The organism is Pseudomonas sp. JS425, assembly GCF_018223845.1.
In the GTDB taxonomy this organism is placed as follows: Bacteria; Pseudomonadota; Gammaproteobacteria; order Pseudomonadales; family Pseudomonadaceae; genus Aquipseudomonas; species Aquipseudomonas asiatica.
Map to the genome: position 1 here is coordinate 1,189,870 of NZ_CP073661.1, position 21,365 is coordinate 1,211,234.

Here is a 21,365-nt window from a genome sequence, read left to right on the forward strand (position 1 = left end):
CTTCCAGGATCGCTTGCGCATGCTCGCCCTTCTTATCCAGACGTTGAACATCACGGCCCCGGTCTTCGCCATGCTGTTCATGGGCGTGCTGCTCAAACGTATCCGCCTGATCGACGACAATTTCAACCGCGTAGCCTCGCAACTGGTGTTCAACGTGTGCATGCCGGCGTTGCTGTTCCTCGGCATCTACCACGCCGACCTGGCCACGGCGGTCAAACCCGGCGTCCTTCTCTATTTCATCGTCGCCACCCTGGCCGGCTTCGCCATTGCCTGGGGCATGGCCATCTGGCGCAGCCCGCTGGCCGACCGGGGCATCTATACCCAGGGCGCATTCCGTGGCAACAACGGCGTGATCGGCCTGGCCCTGGCCGCCAGTCTCTACGGCGACTACGGCATCTCCCTGGGGGCGGTACTCGCCGGCCTGGTCATCCTCATGTACAACTCGTTGTCGGCGGTGGTGCTGGCGGTTTACAGCCCGGACCTGAAATCCGACCCGTGGAGCATTTGCAAGAGCATCTTCAGCAACCCGCTGATCATCAGTGTGCTGGTGGCCACGCCCATGGCCTACGGCCAGGTGCCGCTGCCCAACTGGCTGCTGACCTCGGGCGATTACCTGGCGCAGATGACCCTGCCGCTGGCGCTGATCTGCATCGGTGGCACGCTGTCGATGGCGGCACTGCGCGACAGTGGCAGGCTGGCCATCGACGCCAGCCTGGTGAAGATGGTCTGGCTACCGCTGCTGGGTACCCTCGGTGCCTGGCTATGCGGCTTCCGCGGCGCCGAGCTGGGCATCCTGTTCCTGTACATCGGCAGCCCGACTGCAGCTGCCAGCTACGTCATGGCGCGGGCGGCGAACGGCAACCATGAGCTGGCTGCATCGATCATCGTGATTACCACGCTAATGGCGGCGATCACCACCAACATTGGTATTTTCATCTTGCAGTGGGGCGGATGGATCTAGATCCTTGACTGCAAACAACACAAAAACACAGCCTCACTGAGCTAAAGGACACTTCATGCAAGACCAGAGCACGCCCGAGCGGTTACAGCGCGGGCTGAAGAATCGCCATATCCAGCTGATCGCGCTGGGCGGGGCCATCGGTACCGGGTTGTTCCTGGGCATTGCCCAGACCATCCAGCTGGCGGGCCCCTCCGTCCTGCTGGGCTACGCCATTGCCGGCCTGATGGCCTTCCTGATCATGCGCCAGCTCGGTGAAATGGTTGTTGAAGAGCCCGTGGCCGGCAGCTTCAGCCACTTCGCCCACCAGTACTGGAGCGAGTTTGCCGGGTTTGTTTCGGGCTGGAACTACTGGGTGGTGTACGTACTGGTCGGCATGGCCGAGCTTACCGCGGTGGGCATCTACGTGCAGTACTGGTGGCCCGGCTTCCCCACCTGGGCCACGGCGGCGATCTTCTTCGTGGTGATCAACCTGATCAACCTCACCCAGGTTAAGGTCTACGGCGAGATGGAGTTCTGGTTCGCCCTGGTCAAGGTGGTGGCCATCGTCAGCATGATCGGCTTCGGCGCCTGGCTGCTGACCAGCGGCCATGGCGGCCCGGACGCCAGCGTGGCCAACCTCTGGCAGTACGGCGGCTTCTTCCCCAACGGCGTCACCGGCCTAGTGATGGCACTGGCAGTGATCATGTTCTCGTTTGGTGGCCTGGAGCTGGTGGGCATCACCGCCGCCGAGGCCGACAACCCGCGTCAGAGCATCCCAAAGGCCACCAACCAGGTGGTGTACCGTATCCTCATTTTCTATATCGGTGCCCTGGCGGTGCTGCTGTCGCTGTACCCATGGCAGAAGGTGGTGCAGGGTGGCAGCCCGTTCGTGATGATCTTCCATGAACTGGACAGTGACCTGGTGGCGACCATCCTCAATATCGTGGTGCTGACGGCCGCACTGTCGGTGTACAACAGCTGCGTGTACGCCAACAGCCGCATGCTGTTTGGCCTGGCCAGCCAGGGCGATGCACCGCGTCAGTTGCTGAAGGTAAGCCGTAGCGGCGTGCCGCTGACCGCGCTGGGTGTGTCGGCTTTTGCCACCGGGCTATGCGTACTGATCAACTACCTGATGCCGGGCGAAGCCTTTGGTTTGCTGATGGCCCTGGCGGTGTCGGCGCTGGTGATCAACTGGGCGAGCATCAGTATCACCCACCTGAAGTTCCGCAAGGCCAAGCTGGCGGCCGGGATTACCCCGTTCTACAAGAGCTGGGGGCACCCGGTAACCAACTACCTGTGCCTGGCGTTCATCGTGCTGATTCTGGTGGTGATGTACCTGACCCCGCCGATTCGCATCTCGGTGATGCTGATTCCGGGGTGGATCCTGGTGCTGTGGGTGGCCTTCAAGATGAAGAAGGCTCGCCAGGCCAGGTAGGTAACACAGTACCGGCCTCTTCGCGGGCACGCCCGCTCCAACAGGGATTCCACAGGCTCTAAGACCTGTGCAGTACCTGTGGGAGCGGGTTTACCCGCGAAGAGGCCGAGCCTGAAAAAGGCTGGGTCAGCCTTGATAGCTGTCGATCACTTCCTGTGCTGCACGGAACGCATCAATCGCCGCCGGCACCCCCGCATACACCGCGCAATGCAGCAGCGCTTCGCGAATTTCCTCCACCGTACAGCCATTGTTCAGCGCCCCGCGCACATGCCCCTTGAGCTCCTGCGGGCACTTGAGTGCGGTCAGCGTGGCCAGGGTAATCAGGCTGCGGGTTTTCAACGGCAGCCCATCGCGGGCCCACACGCTGCCCCAGGCATGTTCGTTGACGAAGTCCTGCAGCGGCTGGGTAAAGTCGGTGGCATTGCCCAGGGCGCGGTCGACGAACGCATCGCCCATCACCTGGCGCCGAATCTGTTCGCCGGTTTTCTTGCTATCAGCCATGTTGTTTTCCTTAGTGTTGGCGGCGCCAGGCTCGTGCGGTGGTGTACAGCAACACCATGGCGAGCACCGGCAGTACGTAGAACAGCATCAACCGCTCCAGGCGGCCGGCCAGTGGCATGCCCATGGTAAACGCCGCCACGTGCAGCCCATAGGCCAGGTACAGGCAGAGGAACACCAAGCCTTCGGCGCGAGTGATGCGGTAGCCGGAATAGAACACCGGCAGGCTCAGCGCAGCAACACCCAGCATTACCGGCAGATCGAAGGCCAAGGCGTTGGGCGAGATCGACAGCGGCTCGGGAGTGACCAGCGCGGTCAGGCCCAGCACGGCCAGCAGGTTGAACAGGTTGCTGCCGATCACTGTGCCCACGGCAATTTCCCGCTCACCGCGCAGGGCGGCGATCAGCGCAGCGGCCAGTTCCGGCAGGGAGGTGCAAATGGCAACGACGGTCAGGCCGATGATGCGCTCGGACAGGCCCAGGTCGGTGGCCACCTCCACGGCGGCTTCCAGCAACAAGTGACCCGCCAGGCTCAGCAGGCCCAGGCCGGCCAGCACCTGCAGCAGCGTGCCCGACCAGAAGCGCCCGGCGCTGCTGGTGACGGTGGTCGGTGCGGGGTAGGTGCGGGCGTAGTGGCGCGACTGGTGCCAAAGCATTGCCAGGTAGCCGACCAGTCCGGTCAGCAGCAACACCCCTTCGGCCCGGCCCAGGTGGCCGTTGGCGGATAACGCGTAGACCAGGCCGCTGGCGACGATCATCAGTGGAATGTCCAGACGCACCAGTTGCCGCGACACGCGCAGCGGGATGATCAGTGCGGCCAGGCCGAGAATGACCAATACGTTGAATATGTTGCTGCCGATAACGCTGCCCACCGCCACGTCCGGCGCGCCTTGGTAGGCGGCCTGCAGGCTCACGGTCATTTGCGGGGCAGTGCTGCCGAAGGCCACCAGGCTAAGGCCGATGATCAGCGGGCGTACGTGCAGGCGCTGGGCCAGGCGCAGGGCTGCGCGAACCAGCAGTTCGGCACCGCCGATCAGCAACAGCAGGGCGATGCCCAGTTGCAGGAGGCTGGAGGTAGGTAGGGTAGCCAGGTCGAAAATGGTCGGACTCCTGTCGCGTCAGTCGCTAAGCCCTTGTACTCGCACGCGCGCGGTTCCGCTACGGATCATGCCGATTTTTTCTGCGGCGGCACGTGAAAGATCGATCAGGCGGCCGCGGGTGTGTGGGCCACGGTCGTTGATGCGCACCACGACGCTGCGCTGGTTGGCCAGGTTGGTCACCCGTACCCGACTGCCGAAGGGCAGGCTGCGGTGAGCGGCGGTGAGGCCGTGCTGGTTGAACGGTTCGCCGCTGGCGGTGCGTTTACCGTGGTGGCGAGAGCCGTAATAGGAGGCGGTGCCGGTCTTGTCGTAACCGTCGGGGTCGATGTCCTGGCTGGCGCAGCCGGCCAGCAGGGAGAAGAGGGCGAGGGTGCTCAGGGATCGTTTTAGCAATTCGAATGCTCCGGTGCGGCCATTCGCGGCTAAAGCCGCTCCCACAGGTACGGCGCTGCACTGGCGAGCTGCGCTTTACCTGTGGGAGCGGCTTTAGCCGCGAACGAGGGCGAAGCCCTCGCAGGACTACAGGGGTAAAACAATCACCCTTCGAGCTTGGCCTTGAGCAATTGGTTCACTTGCCCCGGGTTGGCCTTGCCCTTGGAGGCTTTCATCGCCTGGCCGACGAAGAAGCCGAACATCTTGCCACGCTTGGCCTCGTCGGCTGCGCGGTACTGTTCGACCTGCTCGGCGTTGGCCGCCAGCACTTCGTCGAGCATCTTGTCGATCGCACCGGTATCGGTGACCTGCTTCAGGCCCTTGCTTTCGATGATGCTGTCGGCATCGCCTTCACCGGCGGCCATGGCCTCGAACACGGTCTTGGCGATCTTGCCGCTGATGGTGTTGTCACGGATACGCAGCAGCATGCCGCCCAGCTGTGCGGCGCTGACCGGCGCCTGGTCGATCTCGATGCCCAGCTTGTTCAGCAGGCTGCCCAGCTCGACCATGACCCAGTTGGCAGCCAGCTTGGCATCGCCACCGATCTTCACCACTTCCTCGAAGTAGTCCGCCTGCTCGCGGCTGGAAGCCAGCACGTTAGCGTCGTAGGCCGACAGGCCGTACTGGTTCTGGAAGCGCTCGACCTTCTGCGTCGGCAGTTCCGGCAAGCCGGCGCGGACGGTTTCGAGGAAGCTGTCCTCGATCACCACCGGCAGCAGGTCCGGGTCGGGGAAGTAACGGTAGTCGTTGGCTTCCTCCTTGCTGCGCATGGAGCGGGTCTCGTCCTTGTTCGGGTCGTACAGGCGGGTTTCCTGTACCACCTTGCCGCCGTCCTCGATCAGGTCGATCTGGCGCTGGATCTCGCTGTTGATCGCGCGCTCGATGAAGCGGAACGAGTTGACGTTCTTGATCTCGCAGCGGGTGCCGAACTCGGCCTGGCCTTTCGGGCGGATCGACACGTTGCAGTCGCAACGCAGCGAGCCTTCGGCCATGTTGCCGTCGCAGATGCCCAGGTAACGCACCAGCGCGTGGATTGCCTTGACGTAGGCCACGGCTTCCTTGGCGCTGCGCATGTCGGGCTCGGAGACGATTTCCAGCAGCGGGGTGCCGGCACGGTTCAGGTCGATGCCGGTGGAGCCGCTGAAGTCTTCGTGCAGGCTCTTGCCGGCATCTTCTTCCAGGTGCGCGCGGGTTACCCCGATGCGCTTGATGGTGCCGTCTTCCAGGGCGATGTCCAGGTGGCCCTTGCCGACGATCGGCAGGTCCATCTGGCTGATCTGGTAGCCCTTGGGCAGGTCCGGGTAGAAGTAGTTCTTGCGCGCGAACACGTTGCGCTTGCCGATCTCGGCATCGATGGCCAGGCCGAACATGCACGCCATGCGCACGGCTTCCTGGTTCAGTACTGGCAGTACGCCAGGCATGCCCAGGTCAACCAGGCTGGCCTGGGTGTTCGGCTCGGAACCGAAGGTGGTGGCGCTGCCGGAGAAGATCTTCGACTGGGTGGCGAGCTGAGTGTGGATTTCCAGCCCGATCACAACTTCCCATTGCATGTGTGAATTCCTCAGAAGCCGTTGGGGGCGCGGGTGTGCCAGTCGGTCACTTGCTGGTAGCGGTGCGCGACGTTGAGCAGGCGGCCTTCCTGGAAGTATGGCGCCAGCAGCTGCACGCCGACCGGCAGGCCATCGACGAAGCCGGCCGGCATCGACAGGCCCGGCAGGCCCGCCAGGTTGGCGGTGATGGTGTAGACGTCTTCCAGGTAGGCGGCGACCGGGTCGCTGCTCTTGGCGCCGAGCTTCCAGGCCGGGTTTGGCGTGGTCGGGCCGAGGATCAGGTCGACGTCGTTGAAGGCGGCCATGAAGTCGTTCTTGATCAGGCGGCGGATCTGCTGCGCCTTCACGTAGTAGGCGTCGTAGTAGCCGGCCGACAGGGCGTAGGTGCCGACCATGATGCGGCGCTGCACTTCGACACCGAAGCCTTCGCCACGCGAACGCTTGTACAGGTCGGTGAGGTCTTTCGGGTTCTCGCAGCGGTAGCCGAAGCGCACGCCATCGAAACGCGACAGGTTGGACGAGGCTTCAGCGGGGGCGATCACGTAGTAGGCCGGGATGGCGTGCTGCATGTTCGGCAGGCTGATTTCCTTGACCACCGCGCCGAGCTTTTCCAGCTCCTTGACGCTGGCCTGGACCAGGTCGGCGATGCGTGGGTCGAGGCCGGCACCGAAGTACTCCTTCGGCAGGCCGATGCGCAGGCCTTGCAGCGAAGCATTCAGGTTGGCGCTGTAGTCCGGCACCGGCTCTTCGATGCTGGTGGAGTCCTTGGCGTCGAAACCGGCCATGCCTTGCAGCAACAGGGCGCAGTCTTCGGCGGTACGGGCCAGCGGGCCGCCCTGGTCGAGGCTGGAGGCGTAGGCGATCATGCCCCAGCGCGACACGCGGCCGTAGGTTGGCTTGAGGCCGGTGAGGTTGGTCAGTGCCGCCGGTTGGCGGATGGAGCCGCCGGTGTCGGTGCCGGTGGTGGCTGGCAGCAGGCGTGCAGCCACAGCCGCGGCCGAACCGCCCGACGAGCCGCCCGGGACGTGCTCAAGGTTCCATGGGTTCTTCACCGCGCCGTAGTGGCTGGATTCGTTGGCCGAACCCATGGCGAATTCGTCCATGTTGGTCTTGCCCAGGGTGACCATGCCGGCTTCGGCCAGCTTGGCAACCACGGTGGCGTCATACGGCGCCTTGAAGTTGTCGAGCATCTTCGAGCCGCAGCTGGTGCGTACGCCGTTGGTGCAGAACAGGTCCTTGTGGGCGATCGGGGCACCCAGCAGCGCGCCGGTTTCGCCAGCGGCGCGACGGGCGTCGGCGGCACGCGCCTGGCCCAGGGCCAGGTCTTCGGTGACGCTGATGAAGCTGTTGATCTGCGGGTCGAGCTGCTTGATGCGCGCCAGCAGGGCGCCGGTCAGCTCTTCGGAGGAAAACGACTTGTCGGCGAGTCCGCGGGCGATCTCGGCCAGGGTCAATTGATGCATGGCAGGCACTATCCCTTACTCGATGACTTTGGGAACCAGGTACAGACCGCTTTCGGTCGACGGCGCGATGGCCTGGTAGGCGTCGCGCTGGTTGCTTTCGGTGACCTGGTCGGGACGCAGGCGCTGGCTGGCCTCCAGGGGGTGGGCCAGTGGCTCGATGCCAGTAGTGTCGACCGCTTGCATCTGGTCGACCAGCCCGAGAATGCTGTTCAGTGCGTCAGTAATGCGTGGCAGTTCGCCATCATTCAGGCCCAGACGGGCCAGATGGGCGATCTTTTCCACGTCGCAGCGTTCAAGCGCCATGGGGATCTCCAGGGGAAACAAAGACCGGAATTCGGGTCCGCAGTGAGGAACATGTCAGCTTTCTGGCGGTCTAACGGCCGCGAAATTCTGCTGGCGTGCTCGGAAAAACAGCCAATTTAACATATTGGCTCCTTGCCCAAAATCCCTGCCATTGTTAGAGTTTGCCGCACTTTTTTACCCACGCTTTCCCCAGGGTCACTTTCCCATGTTCAAGAAACTGCGTGGCATGTTTTCCAGCGATCTGTCCATCGACCTGGGTACTGCCAACACCCTTATTTACGTGCGTGAGCGCGGTATCGTCCTGAATGAGCCCTCGGTTGTTGCCATCCGTACCCATGGCAACCAGAAAAGCGTCGTCGCCGTCGGTACCGAAGCCAAGCGCATGCTGGGCCGTACGCCTGGCAACATTGCTGCCATTCGTCCGATGAAGGACGGCGTCATCGCCGACTTCAGCGTCTGCGAAAAAATGTTGCAATATTTTATCAACAAGGTTCACGAGAACAGCTTCCTGCAGCCGAGCCCGCGCGTGCTGATCTGCGTGCCGTGCAAGTCGACCCAGGTAGAGCGCCGCGCCATTCGCGAATCGGCGCTGGGTGCCGGTGCCCGTGAAGTGTTCCTGATCGAAGAGCCGATGGCCGCCGCCATCGGTGCCGGCCTGCCGGTCGAAGAAGCCCGCGGTTCGATGGTCGTCGATATCGGTGGTGGTACCACTGAAATCGCGCTGATCTCCCTGAACGGCGTGGTCTATGCCGAATCCGTCCGCGTTGGCGGCGACCGCTTCGACGAAGCCATCGTCACCTACGTGCGCCGCAACTACGGCAGCCTGATCGGCGAGTCCACCGCCGAGCGCATCAAGCAGGAAATCGGTACTGCCTACCCGGGCGGCGAAGTACGTGAAGTCGACGTGCGCGGCCGCAACCTGGCCGAGGGCGTACCGCGTGCCTTCACCCTGAACTCCAACGAAGTGCTCGAAGCGCTGCAGGAATCCCTGGCGACCATCGTCCAGGCGGTCAAGAGTGCCCTGGAGCAATCGCCGCCCGAGCTGGCCTCGGACATCGCCGAGCGTGGCCTGGTGCTGACTGGTGGTGGCGCGCTGCTGCGTGACCTCGACAAGCTGCTGGCCCAGGAAACCGGCCTGCCGGTGATCGTCGCCGAAGACCCGCTGACCTGTGTCGCCCGTGGCGGCGGTCGCGCCCTGGAGATGATGGACAAGCACGCGATGGACCTGCTCTCCAGCGAGTGATTCCGCTCGCTGTTCACGAGCGCCCGGTTTACAGGTAGTACGCACAGTGCTACCTGTATGTGCTGGGCTGGCGCCCGTTCGGGGCGCCGTATCCGTCAACCCGCAACCAGGCTGGTGCGTTGTCCCATGTCCAATGACCTCCTGAGTCGTCCACGAGGAACGGCCCATTAAACCGCTTTTCTCCAAGGGCCCTTCGCTGGGCGTTCGCCTGCTCGTCCTGGTGGTGATGTCGGTCGCGTTGATGGTTGTCGACGCGCGCTTCGACGTGCTCAAACCAGTGCGCAGCCAGATGGGCCTGGTACTCATGGAGTCGTACTGGATCACCGACCTGCCGCAGCGTGCGTGGCAAGGTGTGGCCGGCCAGTTCGGCAGCCGCACCGAACTGATCGCCGAAAACGAAAAGCTCAAGACCGAAGCCCTGCTGCTGCAGGGGCGCCTGCAGAAACTGGCGGCCCTGACCGAGCAGAACGTGCGCCTGCGCGAGTTGCTTAACTCTTCGGCGCTGGTCAACGAAAAGGTCGAAGTGGCGGAGCTGATCGGTGTCGATCCCAACCCGTTCACCCACCGCATCCTGATCAACAAGGGCGAACGTGATGGCGTGTTCCTCGGCCAGCCGGTGCTCGATGCCCGTGGCCTCATGGGCCAGGTGGTCGAGCTGATGCCCTACACCTCGCGGGTACTGTTGCTTACAGATACCACCCACAGCATCCCGGTGCAGGTCAACCGCAACGGCCTGCGCGCCATCGCCAGCGGCACCGGCAACCCGGAACGCCTGGAGCTGCGCCATGTGGCCGATACCGCCGACATCAAGGAAGGCGACCTGCTGGTCAGTTCCGGCATGGGGCAACGGTTCCCGGCCGGCTACCCGGTGGCCACGGTCAACGAAGTGATCCACGATTCCGGCCAGCCGTTCGCCATCGTTCGTGCCATCCCCACCGCCGCGCTCAACCGCAGCCGCTACATGCTGCTGGTGTTCAGCGACCGGCGCAGCCCGGAACAGCGCGCCACCGATGCCGCCATTGCCCAGGAAGAGGCTGACCGCAAGGGCACCTCGGCCGCAGGCCTGCCGGCCACGACGGGTGAGCAGGGCGCACCAGCTGGCAGCGCCCCTGCCGCGCCGGCTACATCAGCGGCCCCGACAGCCCCGGCTGCACAGCCTGCAGCTCCGGCGGCGGCACCTGCCACGCCGGCTGCCGCGCCTGCCGCACCCGCTCACACCCGGAGGCAATGATGGCTGCATCACGCCGCAACAACGGCTGGGTCATCTGGCTGACTTTCGCCATCGGCCTGCTGCTCAGCGTCTCGCCCATGCCGCAGTTCATGGAAGTGTTCCGGCCCATGTGGCTGGCCTTGCTGGTGTCGTTCTGGACCCTCGCCGTACCGAACAAGGTCGGCATGACCACCGCGTTCGTGCTGGGCCTGGCCGAGGATGTGCTGTACGGCACCCTGCTGGGGCAGAACGCGCTGATCCTCACCCTCATCACCTTCCTGGTGCTGTCGTTGCAGCAGCGCCTGCGCATGTTCCCCATGTGGCAGCAGAGCCTCGTGATCCTGGTGATCTTCGGCATTGCCCAACTGATCCAGCTGTGGCTCAGCGCGCTGACCGGCAACCGGCTGCCCACCCTGGCGCTGGTCTGGTCGGCGGTGATCAGTGCCTTGCTCTGGCCGTGGATCAGTTTCGCCCTGCGCGACCTGCGCCGACGCTTGCATATCAACTGACGGCGCCGCCGCGACTGACAGGGAGATGTCTGCATGAACCCGCTATACCTGGCCTCCGGCTCGCCCCGTCGTCGTGAACTGCTGACCCAGATCGGTGTGCCGTTCAGTGTCGTCAGTGCCCCCATCGATGAAACCCCACTGCCCGATGAAAGCGCACCGGCCTACGTCGAGCGCCTGGCCCGGGCCAAGGCTGCCGCCGGCCTGGCCTGCCTCGAAGGTCCGGCTGTGGTGCTGGGCGCAGACACTGCCGTGGTGCTCGATGGTCGTATTCTCGGCAAACCGGAAAACCGCGAAGATGCCCTGGCCATGCTGGCCGACCTTTCGGGCCGCGAGCACCAGGTATTGACCGCGGTCGCCCTGAGCGATGGCCAGCGCGTGCACAGCCTGTGCGTCACCAGCAAGGTGCGCTTCCGTGCGATCAGCGCCGAGGAAGCGCAACGCTACTGGGCCAGCGGCGAGCCCGCGGACAAGGCCGGCGGCTATGCCATCCAGGGCTTGGGGGCGGTGTTCGTCACCGGCCTTTCCGGCAGCTACTCGGCGGTGGTCGGCTTGCCCCTCAGTGAAACGGCCGAACTGCTTGGCCAATTCGGCATTGCCTGCTGGCAATCGCCCGCGCATACGCCAGAGGTAACAAACCAGCGGTAGCCAGCACTGCATACGCCATCCATCATTATCCAAGACCTTTGACGAGAGCCTGCCATGAGTGAAGAGATCCTGATCAACATCACCCCGATGGAGTCGCGCGTGGCGGTGGTGGAAAACGGGGTGCTGCAGGAAGTGCATGTCGAGCGCACCCAGCGCCGGGGCATCGTCGGCAATATCTACAAAGGCAAGGTGGTGCGTGTGCTGCCGGGCATGCAGGCGGCCTTCGTCGACATCGGCCTGGAGCGCGCGGCATTCATCCATGCCTCGGAAATATCCCAGCGCGAAGGCTCGGCGGTAGAGAACATCACCGCTCTGGTGCACGAGGGACAGGCCCTGGTGGTGCAGGTGACCAAGGACCCGATCGGCACCAAGGGCGCGCGCCTGACCACCCAGCTGTCGATCCCGTCGCGCTACCTGGTATACATGCCGCGCAGCAGCCATGTCGGCATTTCCCTGAAGATCGAAGACGAAGCCGAGCGCGAGCGCCTCAAGCAGGTAGTCAGCGACTGCATGGAAAGCGAGAACATCAAGGACGCCGGTGGCTTCATCCTGCGTACCGCCGCCGAAGGCGCACGCGCTGAAGAGATCCTGCAGGACATTCGCTACCTGCGCCGCCTGTGGGAGCAGATCGGCACCCAGATCAAGACCTGCGGTGCGCCCACGGTCATCTACGAGGACCTGGGCCTGGCCCTGCGTACCTTGCGTGACCTGGTCAACCCGAAGATCGAGAAGATCCGCATCGACTCGCGGGAAACCTTCCAGAAGACCACGCAGTTCGTTGGCGAACTTATGCCGGAAATCGCCGACCGCCTCGAACACTACCCGGGCGAACGGCCGATTTTCGACCTGTATGGCGTCGAGGACGAGATCCAGCGTGCACTGGAGCGCAAGGTGCCGCTGAAGTCCGGTGGCTACCTGGTGGTCGACCCGGCTGAAGCGATGACCACGATCGATGTGAACACCGGCGCCTTCGTCGGCCATCGCAACCTTGAAGAGACCATCTTCAAGACCAACCTCGAGGCCGCCACCGCCATCGCCCGGCAACTGCGCCTGCGCAATATCGGCGGCATCATCATCATCGACTTCATCGACATGGAAGACGAGGAGCACCAGCGCCAGGTGCTGCGCACGCTGGAAAAGCAGCTGGAGCGCGATCACGCCAAGACCAACATCATCGGCATCACCGAGCTGGGCCTGGTGCAGATGACCCGCAAGCGCACACGCGAAAGCCTGGAACAGGTGCTGTGCGAGCCCTGCCTGGCCTGTCAGGGCCGTGGCAAGCTGAAAACCCCCGAGACCATCTGTTACGAAATCTTCCGCGAGATCCTGCGCGAGGCCCGTGCATATCAGGCCGAAGGCTACCGCGTGCTCGCCAACCAGAAGGTGGTCGATCGGTTGCTGGATGAAGAATCCGGTAACGTCGCGGAGCTGGAGGCCTTTATCGGCCGAACCATTCGTTTCCAGGTGGAGTCGATGTATTCGCAGGAACAATACGATGTGGTGCTGCTCTGAGGCCTTCTGAAACGCGCCGCAGGTGGCCCGGGCTGGAAAATCCGGGGCTACGGGCCATCATGGATAAACGACCTGGAGGGCAATGGCCATGGGACGTCTGACCCGCGTTCTTGTCGCCTTGACCCGCTGGGGGCTGGGCGTTTGCGCCCTGCTGGCGGTACTGGTGGCACTGTATGTCAGCCTCGGCCGCGAACTGGTGCCGTTGGTGGCCGAGTATCGCGCCGATGTGGAAAGCAAGGCCGAGCAGGCTTTGGGCCTGCCCGTGCACGTTGGTGCCCTGGAAGGCCGCTGGAGCGGCCTGGCACCGGTGCTGCGGGTGCGCGACCTGCAACTGGGCGAGGGGGCCACGGCCCTGCGCTTGGACGACGTCAAGGTAGTCCCCGATGTCTGGGCTAGCCTCACTGCCCGAGAAGTACGCCTGGCACGCATTCAGTTGGGCGGCCTGCAGTTGATTCTGCGCGAGAACGAGCAGGGCGCCTGGAGCCTCGAAGGCCTGCCGAAGAAGGACGATGCGCCGCTTGACCCTGCCGAGTTGTTGCAGCGCCTGCGCCAGTTGGGCCGCATCGATGTGTTCGACAGTCAGGTCACCCTGCACCCCTGGCAGCGTGACCCGTTGACCCTCACTTATGTGAGCGTTGGCCTGCAGGCCGGAGCTTCGCGCCATGCCCTGGACCTGCGCGCGACCCTGCCCGATGGCCAACCGCTTTCGCTGAACCTGCGCAGTCGTGCCACGCCCAGCGCCTGGCGCGACGGCCAGGTTGAAGCCTACCTGAGCCTGCCACAGAGTGACTGGGCGCGTTGGCTGCCACCACGCCTGCTGGGCCAGTGGCATGCCGACGCCCTGCGGGCGGGCGGCGAGTTCTGGGTCGACTGGAGCAAGGGGCAGTTGCAGCAGGCCGTTGTACGCCTCAATGCACCGGAGCTGCACGGTGCCTATGCCGGGCGCAAGGCGGCCAGGCTGAACAACCTGGCCCTGGGTGCCTGGTTCCAGCGCCAGGAACAAGGCTTCGATGTGGTAGTCGACTCCCTGGCCATGGACGTCGGCAAGACCCGTTGGGAGTCGCACCTGCAATTGCAGCAGCGTCCAGGCGAGGACGCTGCCGCGGAAAGCTGGAACGTGCAGGCCGACCGCCTCGACCTCACGCCGTTGACACCGCTCGTCGATGCCCTGGCGCCACTGCCGGACAAGGTCATGGCTGTGGTCGATGGCCTGAATGTGACCGGCGCGTTGCGCAATGTGCGTCTGATAGCCCGGCCCAAGGCTGAGGGTGACCAGCGCCTGCAGTTCGAAGCCAACCTGGAGAAGGTCGGTTTCGATGCCTATCACAATGCCCCGGCAGCCGGTAACGTCAGCGGCAGCATCAGCGGAGACCTTGGTCATGGCGAACTACGCCTTGATACCGATGCGTTCATGCTGCACCTGTACCCGATCTTCGCCAAACCCTGGCATTATCAGAAGGCCAATGCGCGCCTGACCTGGGCCCTGGACAAGGAGGGTTTCACCCTGGCCGCGCCTTACCTCAAGGTACTGGGCGAGGAGGGCAAGATCGCCGGTGACTTCCTCATTCGCCTGTTGTTCGAAGAAGGCCGTGAAGACTACATGGACCTGCGCGTCGGCCTGACCGAAGGCGATGGCCGCTACACCGCCAAGTACCTGCCCGAGGTGCTCAGCCCGGCACTCGACGAATGGCTGCGCAGTGCGATCGTCAAAGGCACGGTGGACGAAGGCTACTTCCAGTACCAAGGCTCGCTGAACCATGGTGTCGCGCCGGAAGCCCGCAGCATCAGCCTGTTCTTCAAGGTGCGTGATGCAGCCTTGGACTTCCAGCCGGGCTGGCCGCAGGTGCAGCACGTGGATGGCGATGTGTTCATCGAGGACAGTGGTGTGCGCATCAAGGCCCAGCGTGGCGTACTCCTCGACACCAAGGTCAGTAATGTGAGCGTCGATATCCCGCATGTCGACGAGGGGCAGCAAAGCCACCTGTACCTCGATGGTGACTTCGACGGGAGCCTGGGCGATGGCCTGAAGATCCTCAAGGAGGCGCCAATCGGCACTGGCGAGATATTTGCCGGCTGGGAGGGCGAGGGGCCGCTCAAGGGCAAGGTCAAGCTCGACATTCCGCTGGCCCGCGGGCAGCGGCCGAAAGTGCAGGTGGACTTTGCCACCGACGATGCCCGGCTGAAGGTGGCGCCGCCGAGCCTGGAGTTGAGCCGCCTGAAGGGTGACTTCAGTTTCGATTTGGACAAGGGCCTGAGCGGCAAGGGCATCAGCCTGCAGGCCTTCGGCAAGCCGGTGACGGCGCAAATCACCGCCGAAGGCCAGCCCGGGCAGATGCAGACACGCGTCAACGCCAGCGGCCAGGTGTCGCTCAAGGCACTGACCGACTGGCTGCAGTTCAACCAGGCCTTGCCGGCTTCCGGCGACCTGCCGTACCAGTTGCAGGTCAGCCTGGGTAGCCGAGACAACCGCCTGAGCGTCAATTCCAGCCTGAAGGGCCTGGCCATCGACCTGCCAGCACCCTTTGGCAAGGCAGCGTCCGATACCCGTGACACCCGTTTCAGCATGACCCTGCAGGGGCCGGAGCGGCGCTTCGATGTCGCCTACACCGACCTTGCCCGCTTTGCCTACGCCGCGCCGGCCGAGAAGCTGGGGCAGGGCCGTGGCGAGTTGCTGCTGGGCACCGGTGACGCCCAGGTACCTGCCGGCCAGGGCCTGCGAGTGCGCGGGCACCTGGAGACGCTGGACCTGGGGCCCTGGCAGGAACAGGCGGCGCGCCTGGCCGGCGATGACCCGGGCGGTAGCGCGAGGCAGAACCTGCAAGGCGTAGACCTGAGCATCGGCCAGCTGAAAGCCTTTGGCCTGGACCTGAACCAGGCCGTGGTGCGCCTGGCCCGTGGCGGCCCCGCCTGGGATTTGCGCCTCGATAGCAAGGAAGTCATCGGCAACGCCCGGGTGCCGGATGCCAAGGGCGCGCCAATGGTGGTGCGCATGCAGACCTTGCGCCTGCCCGCCGCCAGCGCGGCGGAAAAGCAGGCAGAGGCACAGGCCGAGGAGGGCCCGGACCCGCTGGCTTCGTTCGACCCGCGCAAGGTTCCGGCGCTGGACCTGAGCATTGACAAGCTCTATCGCGGTGACGACCTGTACGGCAGTGCGTCGCTCAAGCTGCGGCCGACCGCGCGTGGCGTGACCGCCAGCGATATAGACCTCGACTTCAAAGGCCTGCGTATCGATGGTGGCGGTGGCTGGGAAGGCGAACCGGGAAAAACCGGCAGTTGGTACAAAGGGCGCCTGGACGGCAAGAACCTGGCGGATGTGCTCAAGGCCTGGGGCTTTGCACCGACCGTGACCAGCCGCGACTTCCGCCTGGATGTGGATGGCCGCTGGCCGGGTTCGCCGGCCTCGGTGAGCCTCAAGCGCTTCTCCGGCAGCATGGACGCAGCCCTGCGCACCGGCCAGTTCGTTGAGGTCGAGGGCAGTGCCCAGGCGCTGCGGGTGTTCGGCCTGCTGAACTTCAACTCCATCGGCCGGCGCTTGCGCCTGGACTTCTCCGACCTGTTCGACAAGGGCCTGGCCTACGACCGTGTCAAAGGCTTGCTGGTAGCCAGTGACGGTGTCTATGTGACCCGCGAGCCAATCGCTGTGACCGGCCCGTCGAGCAACTTCGAGCTGGACGGCACACTGGACCTGGTGCGCGACCGGGTCGATACCAACCTGCAGGTAAGTCTGCCAGTGACCAACAACCTGCCGCTGGCAGCCCTGATTGTCGGCGCGCCAGCCGTGGGCGGGGCGCTGTTCCTGGTGGACCGGCTGATCGGTGACCGGGTGTCACGCTTCGCCAGCGTGCACTACCGTGTCGAAGGTCCGGTGAAAGAGCCTAGAATCACATTTGTGAAACCTTTCGAGAAATCCCGCTAGGAGTGCCCATGAAGGCAGCGGTAATCCAGATGGTCAGCCAGGACGATGTGCTGGCCAACCTGCAGCGCGCCGGTGCCCTGTTGGAGCAGACCGCCTCTGGCGGCGCACGGCTGGCGGTGCTGCCGGAAAACTTCGCTGCCATGGGCCGCAAGGACGCCGCTGCCATCGGCCGCGCCGAAGCGTTGGGCGAAGGGCCGATCCTGCCATGGTTGAAACGCACCGCCCGCGACCTCAAGTTATGGATTGTCGCCGGTACCTTGCCATTGCCACCGGTCGGCCAACCTGAAGCCAAGGCCCATGCCTGCTCGCTGCTGATCGACGAACACGGTGAGGTAGCGGCACGCTATGACAAGCTGCACCTGTTTGATGTGGACGTTGCCGTCAATCGTGGCCGTTACCGCGAGTCCGACGACTATGCCCACGGCGCCCAGGTAGTGGTGGCCGATACGCCAGTAGGGCGGCTGGGGCTAAGCGTGTGCTACGACCTGCGCTTCCCCGAACTGTACAGCGCACTACGCGCCGCCGGCGCGGAACTTATCACTGCGCCAGCCGCCTTCACTGCGGTAACGGGCGCGGCGCACTGGGAAGTGCTGGTGCGCGCCCGGGCCATCGAGACCCAGTGCTACCTGCTGGCTGCTGCACAGGGCGGCACCCACCCGGGGCCACGGGAAACCCATGGCCATGCGGCGATCGTCGACCCCTGGGGGCGCATCGTCGCTGAACAGGCGCAAGGTGAAGCAGTATTGCTCGCCGAACGCGACATTGACGAACAAGCGTCCATCCGGGCGCGCATGCCGGTGGTATCGCACCGGCGCTTTTTCTCGCAGGGCGCGTTGCGGCCTGCGCACACCTCGGAGTGACTATGAGCCAGATGTTATCCACCGTCAGCGAGCAGCTCCTGGCCCCAGGCGGCTTGACCCTGGACAGCCTGCAGAGCGTGCTGGGTGAGTTGGCCGGCCCCGGCATCGACGCCGCCGACCTGTATTTCCAGGGCCAGATCTCGGAAACCTGGGCGCTGGAAGACGGCATCGTCAAAGAGGGCAGTTTCAACCTCGACCAGGGCGTGGGCGTGCGTGCCCAGTCCGGTGAAAAGACCGGCTTTGCCTACAGCAACGCAATCAACCTCGAAGCGCTGACCTCGGCCGCCCGTGCCGCCCGTTCGATCTCCCGTGCCGGGCAGAACGGCAAGGTGCAGGCCTTCCGCAGCCAGGACGTGACTGCCCTTTATCCGGCGGACAACCCGCTGGATGTGCTCAGCCGTGCCGAGAAGGTCGAGCTGCTCAAGCGTGTCGACGCCGCCACCCGCGCGCTGGACCCGCGTATCCAGCAGGTCAGTGTGAGCATGGCCGGGGTATGGGAACGCATCCTGATCGCTGCGGCCGATGGCAGCCTGGCCGCCGACGTGCGCCCGCTGGTGCGCTTCAATGTCAGCGTAATCGTCGAGCAGAACGGCCGCCGCGAGCGTGGCGGGCAGGGCGGTGGCGGGCGTACCGACTACCGCTTCTTCACCGAAGAGCGGGTCATGGGCTATGCCCGCGAAGCGCTGCGCCAGGCCCTGGTGAACCTGGAGGCGATCCCGGCACCGGCTGGTACCCTGCCGGTGGTGCTGGGTTCGGGCTGGTCGGGCGTGCTGCTGCACGAGGCTGTCGGCCATGGCCTGGAAGGTGACTTCAACCGCAAGGGCAGTTCGGCGTTCAGCGGCCGCATTGGCGAGAAAGTGGCGTCGAGCCTGTGCACCATTGTCGACGACGGCACCCTCGAAGGCCGCCGTGGCTCGCTGAGCGTGGATGACGAAGGCACCCCGACCGAGTGCACCACATTGATCGAGAACGGTGTGCTCAAGGGCTACATGCAGGACAAGCTGAACGCGCGCCTGATGGGCATGGCGGTGACCGGCAACGGCCGCCGCGAATCCTACGCGCACCTGCCGATGCCGCGCATGACCAACACCTACATGCGTGCGGGCGAAAGCGACCCGCAGGAAATCATCGCTTCGGTGAAGAAGGGTATCTACTGCGCCAACCTCGGCGGTGGCCAGGTGGACATTACCAGCGGCAAGTTCGTGTTCTCGACCAGTGAGGCCTACCTGATCGAAGACGGCAAGATTACCGCGCCGGTGAAGGGGGCGACCCTGATCGGCAACGGCCCGGAGGCGATGAGCCGGGTGTCGATGGTCGGTAACGACTTGGCGCTGGACAGCGGGGTAGGGACTTGCGGCAAGGACGGGCAGTCGGTGCCGGTGGGCGTCGGGCAGCCGACCTTGAAGCTGGATGCGATCACCGTAGGCGGTACAGGGGCGTGATGGCTTCAGGGACCGCTCTGCGGTCCATTCGCAGCACAAGGCTGCTCCTACAGGGATCGCGTATTTCTGTAGGAGCAGCCTTGTGCTGCGAATGGGCCGCAAAGCGGCCCCAGGGCGATCAGCGCAATCCGCGCTGCAGCTCGTCGAGGTCGCGGATGTACTTGAACACCTTGCGCGCGGCGGCAGGCGGCTTGTTCCGGGCCTTCTCGTGCTGGGCATGGCGTACCAGCGAGCGCAGCTGCTGGCGGTCGGTGTCGGGGTATTCGTTGACGAAGCGTTCGAGGTCTTCGTCATTACCGTCGATCAACCGGTCGCGCCAGCGCTCCAGGCTGTGGAAGCGCTCATTGTACTGGCGGGTCGAGCTGTCCATCTGTTCGAGCAGGGCGTGGATGGCATCCAGATCCTGCACGCGCATCAGCTTGCCGACAAACGACATGTGGCGTTTGCGGGCACCGTGAGCGGTGTGCTTGCTGGCTTCGGTCAGGGCCTTGCGCAGCTCGTCGGTCAACGGCAGGCGAGCCAGGGTATCGGCCTTGAGCGTGGTAAGGCGCTCGCCGAGTTCGACCAGCGCATGCAGCTCGCGCTTGATCTGGGTTTTGCTTTTTTCGCCGTCGAAGGCGTCGTCGTTTGAATCAACCATGGTGGCAGTCCGCTAGAAATCGCCGCCATGATAACCAGTCGGGGGCCGCTTGTCCGGCCCGGTCGTAGAATGACCCTCGCCGAACGCAGAATTTGAGTGGAGAGAACCATGAGTGCAGTCCAGAGCGTAGGTCCGAAGGACCTGCCAGCATTGCAGGAGCAGGTCGAGGCGATCATCGCCGAGGCGCGCCGTCAGGGGGCCAGCGCCTGCGAAGTTGCGGTGTCGCTGGAGCAGGGCCTGTCCACCACGGTACGTCAACGAGAGGTCGAGACGGTCGAATTCAATCGCGACCAGGGCTTTGGTATCACCCTCTATGTGGGCCAGCGCAAAGGCTCGGCGAGCACCTCGGCCAGTGGCCCGGAAGCGATCCGCGAAACCGTCGCCGCGGCCTTGGCGATTGCCAGGCATACCTCCGAAGACGAATGTTCCGGCCTGGCCGACGCAGCGTTGATGGCCCGCGAGATCCCGGACCTGGACCTGTACCACGACTGGAACCTCGAGCCAGAGAAGGCCATCGAGATGGCCCTGGCCTGCGAAGCGGCGGCGTTCGACGCCGACCCGCGCATCCTCAATGCCGACGGCACCACCCTCAATACCCACCAGGGTTGCCGCGTGTATGGCAACAGCCATGGTTTCATCGGTTGCTACGCCTCGACCCGGCACAGCCTGAGCTGCGTGATGATCGCCGAAGGCGACGGCCAGATGCAGCGTGACTACTGGTACGACGTGAACCGCCAGGGCAACCTGCTGGCCGACCCGCGTAGCATCGGCGTGCGCGCTGCCCAGCGTGCCGCCAGCCGCCTGGGTGCGCGTCCGGTGCCGACCTGCGAGGTGCCGGTGCTGTTCTCGGCCGAGCTGGCAGGTGGCTTGTTCGGCAGCTTCCTGTCGGCCATCTCCGGCGGCAACCTGTACCGCAAGTCGTCGTTCCTGGAGGGGACCATCGGCCAGCGCCTGTTCCCCACCTGGCTGACCCTCGACGAGCGTCCGCACATTCCGCGGGCACTGGGCAGTGCCGCATTCGACGGCGATGGCCTGGCTACCTATGCCAAGCCGTTCGTCGACAAGGGTGAGCTGGTGTCGTACCTGCTAGGTACCTATTCCGGGCGCAAGCTGGGTTTGCCAAGCACAGCCAACGCTGGTGGTGTGCACAACCTGTTCGTCAGCCATGGTGTCGAAGACCAGGCGGCGCTGATCCGGCGCATGGGCCGCGGGCTGCTGGTGACCGAGTTGATGGGGCATGGCCTGAACATGGTGACGGGGGATTATTCCCGTGGCGCGGCGGGCTTCTGGGTCGAGAATGGCGAGATTCAGCACGCAGTGCAGGAAGTGACCATTGCCGGGAACATGAAAGACATGTTCCAGCAGATTGTCGCGATCGGCAGCGATCTTGAGACCCGAAGCAACATTCACACCGGGTCGGTGCTGATCGAGCGGATGACTGTGGCAGGTAGCTGATTCATAGCCTGTACCGGCCTCTTCGCGGGTAAACCCGCTCCTACAGGAATCGCATAAGGCTCCAGTCTTATGCAGAATCTGTAGGAGCGGGTTTACCCGCGAAGAGGCCGGTGCAGGCACTACAGAATTTTCAATGAAACCGAAGACCCGGCCCCCATGCCGGGTTTTTTGTTCCATCATCTATATTGAAGTGACTCTATTTATCACTTAATA

18 protein-coding genes are annotated in these 21,365 nt (G+C 64.3%); 11 read left to right on the top strand and 7 right to left on the bottom strand.

The window, feature by feature from the left end; translation table 11 throughout:
- Positions 1-19: 19 nt before the first annotated feature.
- Together KDB76_RS05435 and KDB76_RS05440 are read left to right on the top strand one after the other, a co-directional pair.
- A complete protein-coding gene (locus tag KDB76_RS05435) occupies positions 20-961 on the top strand; it encodes an AEC family transporter (RefSeq protein WP_015269046.1) in 942 nt (313 codons plus the stop codon).
- Between the two features lie 55 nt (positions 962-1,016).
- Complete coding sequence (locus KDB76_RS05440; RefSeq protein WP_013971058.1) at positions 1,017-2,375, top strand: amino acid permease; 1,359 nt, start codon at positions 1,017-1,019, stop codon at positions 2,373-2,375.
- 126 nt (positions 2,376-2,501) lie between these two features.
- Here the strand turns inward: KDB76_RS05440 and KDB76_RS05445 are convergent, their stop codons facing one another.
- The 6 genes from KDB76_RS05445 to gatC all read right to left on the bottom strand — a co-directional run bounded on the left by KDB76_RS05445 (position 2,502) and on the right by gatC (position 7,720).
- Positions 2,502-2,876 carry a carboxymuconolactone decarboxylase family protein gene (locus KDB76_RS05445; RefSeq protein ID WP_013971059.1) on the bottom strand — a complete coding sequence of 125 codons (375 nt, stop codon included), beginning with the start codon at positions 2,874-2,876 and terminating at the stop codon, positions 2,502-2,504.
- 10 nt (positions 2,877-2,886) lie between these two features.
- Positions 2,887-3,930 carry a calcium/sodium antiporter gene (locus tag KDB76_RS05450; protein WP_038408754.1) on the bottom strand — a complete coding sequence of 348 codons (1,044 nt, stop codon included), beginning with the start codon at positions 3,928-3,930 and terminating at the stop codon, positions 2,887-2,889.
- 60 nt (positions 3,931-3,990) lie between these two features.
- Entirely contained in the window at positions 3,991-4,365 is a 375-nt protein-coding gene (locus KDB76_RS05455) for a septal ring lytic transglycosylase RlpA family protein (RefSeq protein ID WP_038408756.1), read from the bottom strand.
- 143 nt (positions 4,366-4,508) lie between these two features.
- A complete protein-coding gene (gene gatB, locus KDB76_RS05460) occupies positions 4,509-5,954 on the bottom strand; it encodes an Asp-tRNA(Asn)/Glu-tRNA(Gln) amidotransferase subunit GatB (protein WP_013971062.1) in 1,446 nt (481 codons plus the stop codon).
- An 11-nt stretch (positions 5,955-5,965) separates the two neighbouring features.
- The gene (gene gatA / locus KDB76_RS05465) at positions 5,966-7,417 is read right to left on the bottom strand and encodes an Asp-tRNA(Asn)/Glu-tRNA(Gln) amidotransferase subunit GatA (protein WP_024086328.1); all 1,452 of its coding nucleotides are present in this window, start codon (positions 7,415-7,417) and stop codon (positions 5,966-5,968) included.
- Between the two features lie 15 nt (positions 7,418-7,432).
- On the bottom strand, positions 7,433-7,720 hold the full coding sequence (gene gatC / locus KDB76_RS05470) for an Asp-tRNA(Asn)/Glu-tRNA(Gln) amidotransferase subunit GatC (protein ID WP_003255165.1): 288 nt from the start codon (positions 7,718-7,720) through the stop codon (positions 7,433-7,435).
- Positions 7,721-7,925: 205 nt separating this feature from the next.
- Between gatC and mreB the strand changes: the two genes are divergently transcribed.
- The 8 genes from mreB to tldD all read left to right on the top strand — a co-directional run bounded on the left by mreB (position 7,926) and on the right by tldD (position 19,057).
- Entirely contained in the window at positions 7,926-8,963 is a 1,038-nt protein-coding gene (gene mreB, locus KDB76_RS05475; RefSeq protein ID WP_003255163.1) for a rod shape-determining protein MreB, read from the top strand.
- A gap of 196 nt (positions 8,964-9,159) precedes the next feature.
- Positions 9,160-10,194, top strand: a complete 1,035-nt coding sequence (gene mreC / locus KDB76_RS05480) for a rod shape-determining protein MreC (protein ID WP_230491505.1) — start codon at positions 9,160-9,162, stop codon at positions 10,192-10,194.
- A complete protein-coding gene (gene mreD / locus KDB76_RS05485; RefSeq protein ID WP_015269051.1) occupies positions 10,194-10,682 on the top strand; it encodes a rod shape-determining protein MreD in 489 nt (162 codons plus the stop codon). The genes mreC and mreD overlap by 1 nt, the downstream gene beginning before the upstream one ends.
- Positions 10,683-10,715: 33 nt before the next feature.
- A complete protein-coding gene (locus tag KDB76_RS05490; protein ID WP_024086330.1) occupies positions 10,716-11,327 on the top strand; it encodes a Maf family protein in 612 nt (203 codons plus the stop codon).
- A gap of 54 nt (positions 11,328-11,381) precedes the next feature.
- Complete coding sequence (gene rng / locus KDB76_RS05495) at positions 11,382-12,839, top strand: ribonuclease G (protein WP_013971067.1); 1,458 nt, start codon at positions 11,382-11,384, stop codon at positions 12,837-12,839.
- An 82-nt stretch (positions 12,840-12,921) separates the two neighbouring features.
- Positions 12,922-16,755, top strand: a complete 3,834-nt coding sequence (locus tag KDB76_RS05500) for a YhdP family protein (RefSeq protein WP_038408761.1) — start codon at positions 12,922-12,924, stop codon at positions 16,753-16,755.
- Positions 16,756-16,763: 8 nt separating this feature from the next.
- The gene (locus KDB76_RS05505) at positions 16,764-17,615 is read left to right on the top strand and encodes a carbon-nitrogen hydrolase family protein (RefSeq protein WP_038408763.1); all 852 of its coding nucleotides are present in this window, start codon (positions 16,764-16,766) and stop codon (positions 17,613-17,615) included.
- 2 nt (positions 17,616-17,617) lie between these two features.
- A complete protein-coding gene (tldD, locus tag KDB76_RS05510; protein WP_024086333.1) occupies positions 17,618-19,057 on the top strand; it encodes a metalloprotease TldD in 1,440 nt (479 codons plus the stop codon).
- A 118-nt stretch (positions 19,058-19,175) separates the two neighbouring features.
- On the opposite strand, the gene yjgA is transcribed toward tldD, so the two are convergent.
- Positions 19,176-19,697: a ribosome biogenesis factor YjgA gene (yjgA, locus tag KDB76_RS05515; protein WP_024086334.1), complete on the bottom strand. Its 522-nt coding sequence runs from the start codon at positions 19,695-19,697 to the stop codon at positions 19,176-19,178.
- A 108-nt stretch (positions 19,698-19,805) separates the two neighbouring features.
- Here yjgA and pmbA point away from each other — a divergent pair, with 108 nt between their 5' ends.
- Positions 19,806-21,152 (top strand): metalloprotease PmbA, encoded by a 1,347-nt coding sequence (gene pmbA, locus KDB76_RS05520; RefSeq protein ID WP_024086335.1) that lies wholly within the window; start codon positions 19,806-19,808, stop codon positions 21,150-21,152.
- The last annotated feature ends 213 nt before the right edge of the window (positions 21,153-21,365 follow it).

Bases quoted from the DNA above. Each gene is read 5' to 3' on its own strand.
- KDB76_RS05435 (WP_015269046.1), top strand. From the start codon at position 20: ATGCTCGCCCTTCTTATCCAGACGTTGAACATCACGGCCCCGGTCTTC.
- KDB76_RS05440 (WP_013971058.1), top strand. From the start codon at position 1,017: ATGCAAGACCAGAGCACGCCCGAGCGGTTACAGCGCGGGCTGAAGAAT.
- KDB76_RS05445 (WP_013971059.1), bottom strand. From the start codon at position 2,876: ATGGCTGATAGCAAGAAAACCGGCGAACAGATTCGGCGCCAGGTGATG.
- gatB (WP_013971062.1), bottom strand. From the start codon at position 5,954: ATGCAATGGGAAGTTGTGATCGGGCTGGAAATCCACACTCAGCTCGCC.
- gatA (WP_024086328.1), bottom strand. From the start codon at position 7,417: ATGCATCAATTGACCCTGGCCGAGATCGCCCGCGGACTCGCCGACAAG.
- gatC (WP_003255165.1), bottom strand. From the start codon at position 7,720: ATGGCGCTTGAACGCTGCGACGTGGAAAAGATCGCCCATCTGGCCCGT.
- mreB (WP_003255163.1), top strand. From the start codon at position 7,926: ATGTTCAAGAAACTGCGTGGCATGTTTTCCAGCGATCTGTCCATCGAC.
- mreD (WP_015269051.1), top strand. From the start codon at position 10,194: ATGGCTGCATCACGCCGCAACAACGGCTGGGTCATCTGGCTGACTTTC.
- KDB76_RS05490 (WP_024086330.1), top strand. From the start codon at position 10,716: ATGAACCCGCTATACCTGGCCTCCGGCTCGCCCCGTCGTCGTGAACTG.
- rng (WP_013971067.1), top strand. From the start codon at position 11,382: ATGAGTGAAGAGATCCTGATCAACATCACCCCGATGGAGTCGCGCGTG.
- KDB76_RS05500 (WP_038408761.1), top strand. From the start codon at position 12,922: ATGGCCATGGGACGTCTGACCCGCGTTCTTGTCGCCTTGACCCGCTGG.
- KDB76_RS05505 (WP_038408763.1), top strand. From the start codon at position 16,764: ATGAAGGCAGCGGTAATCCAGATGGTCAGCCAGGACGATGTGCTGGCC.
- tldD (WP_024086333.1), top strand. From the start codon at position 17,618: ATGAGCCAGATGTTATCCACCGTCAGCGAGCAGCTCCTGGCCCCAGGC.
- yjgA (WP_024086334.1), bottom strand. From the start codon at position 19,697: ATGGTTGATTCAAACGACGACGCCTTCGACGGCGAAAAAAGCAAAACC.
- pmbA (WP_024086335.1), top strand. From the start codon at position 19,806: ATGAGTGCAGTCCAGAGCGTAGGTCCGAAGGACCTGCCAGCATTGCAG.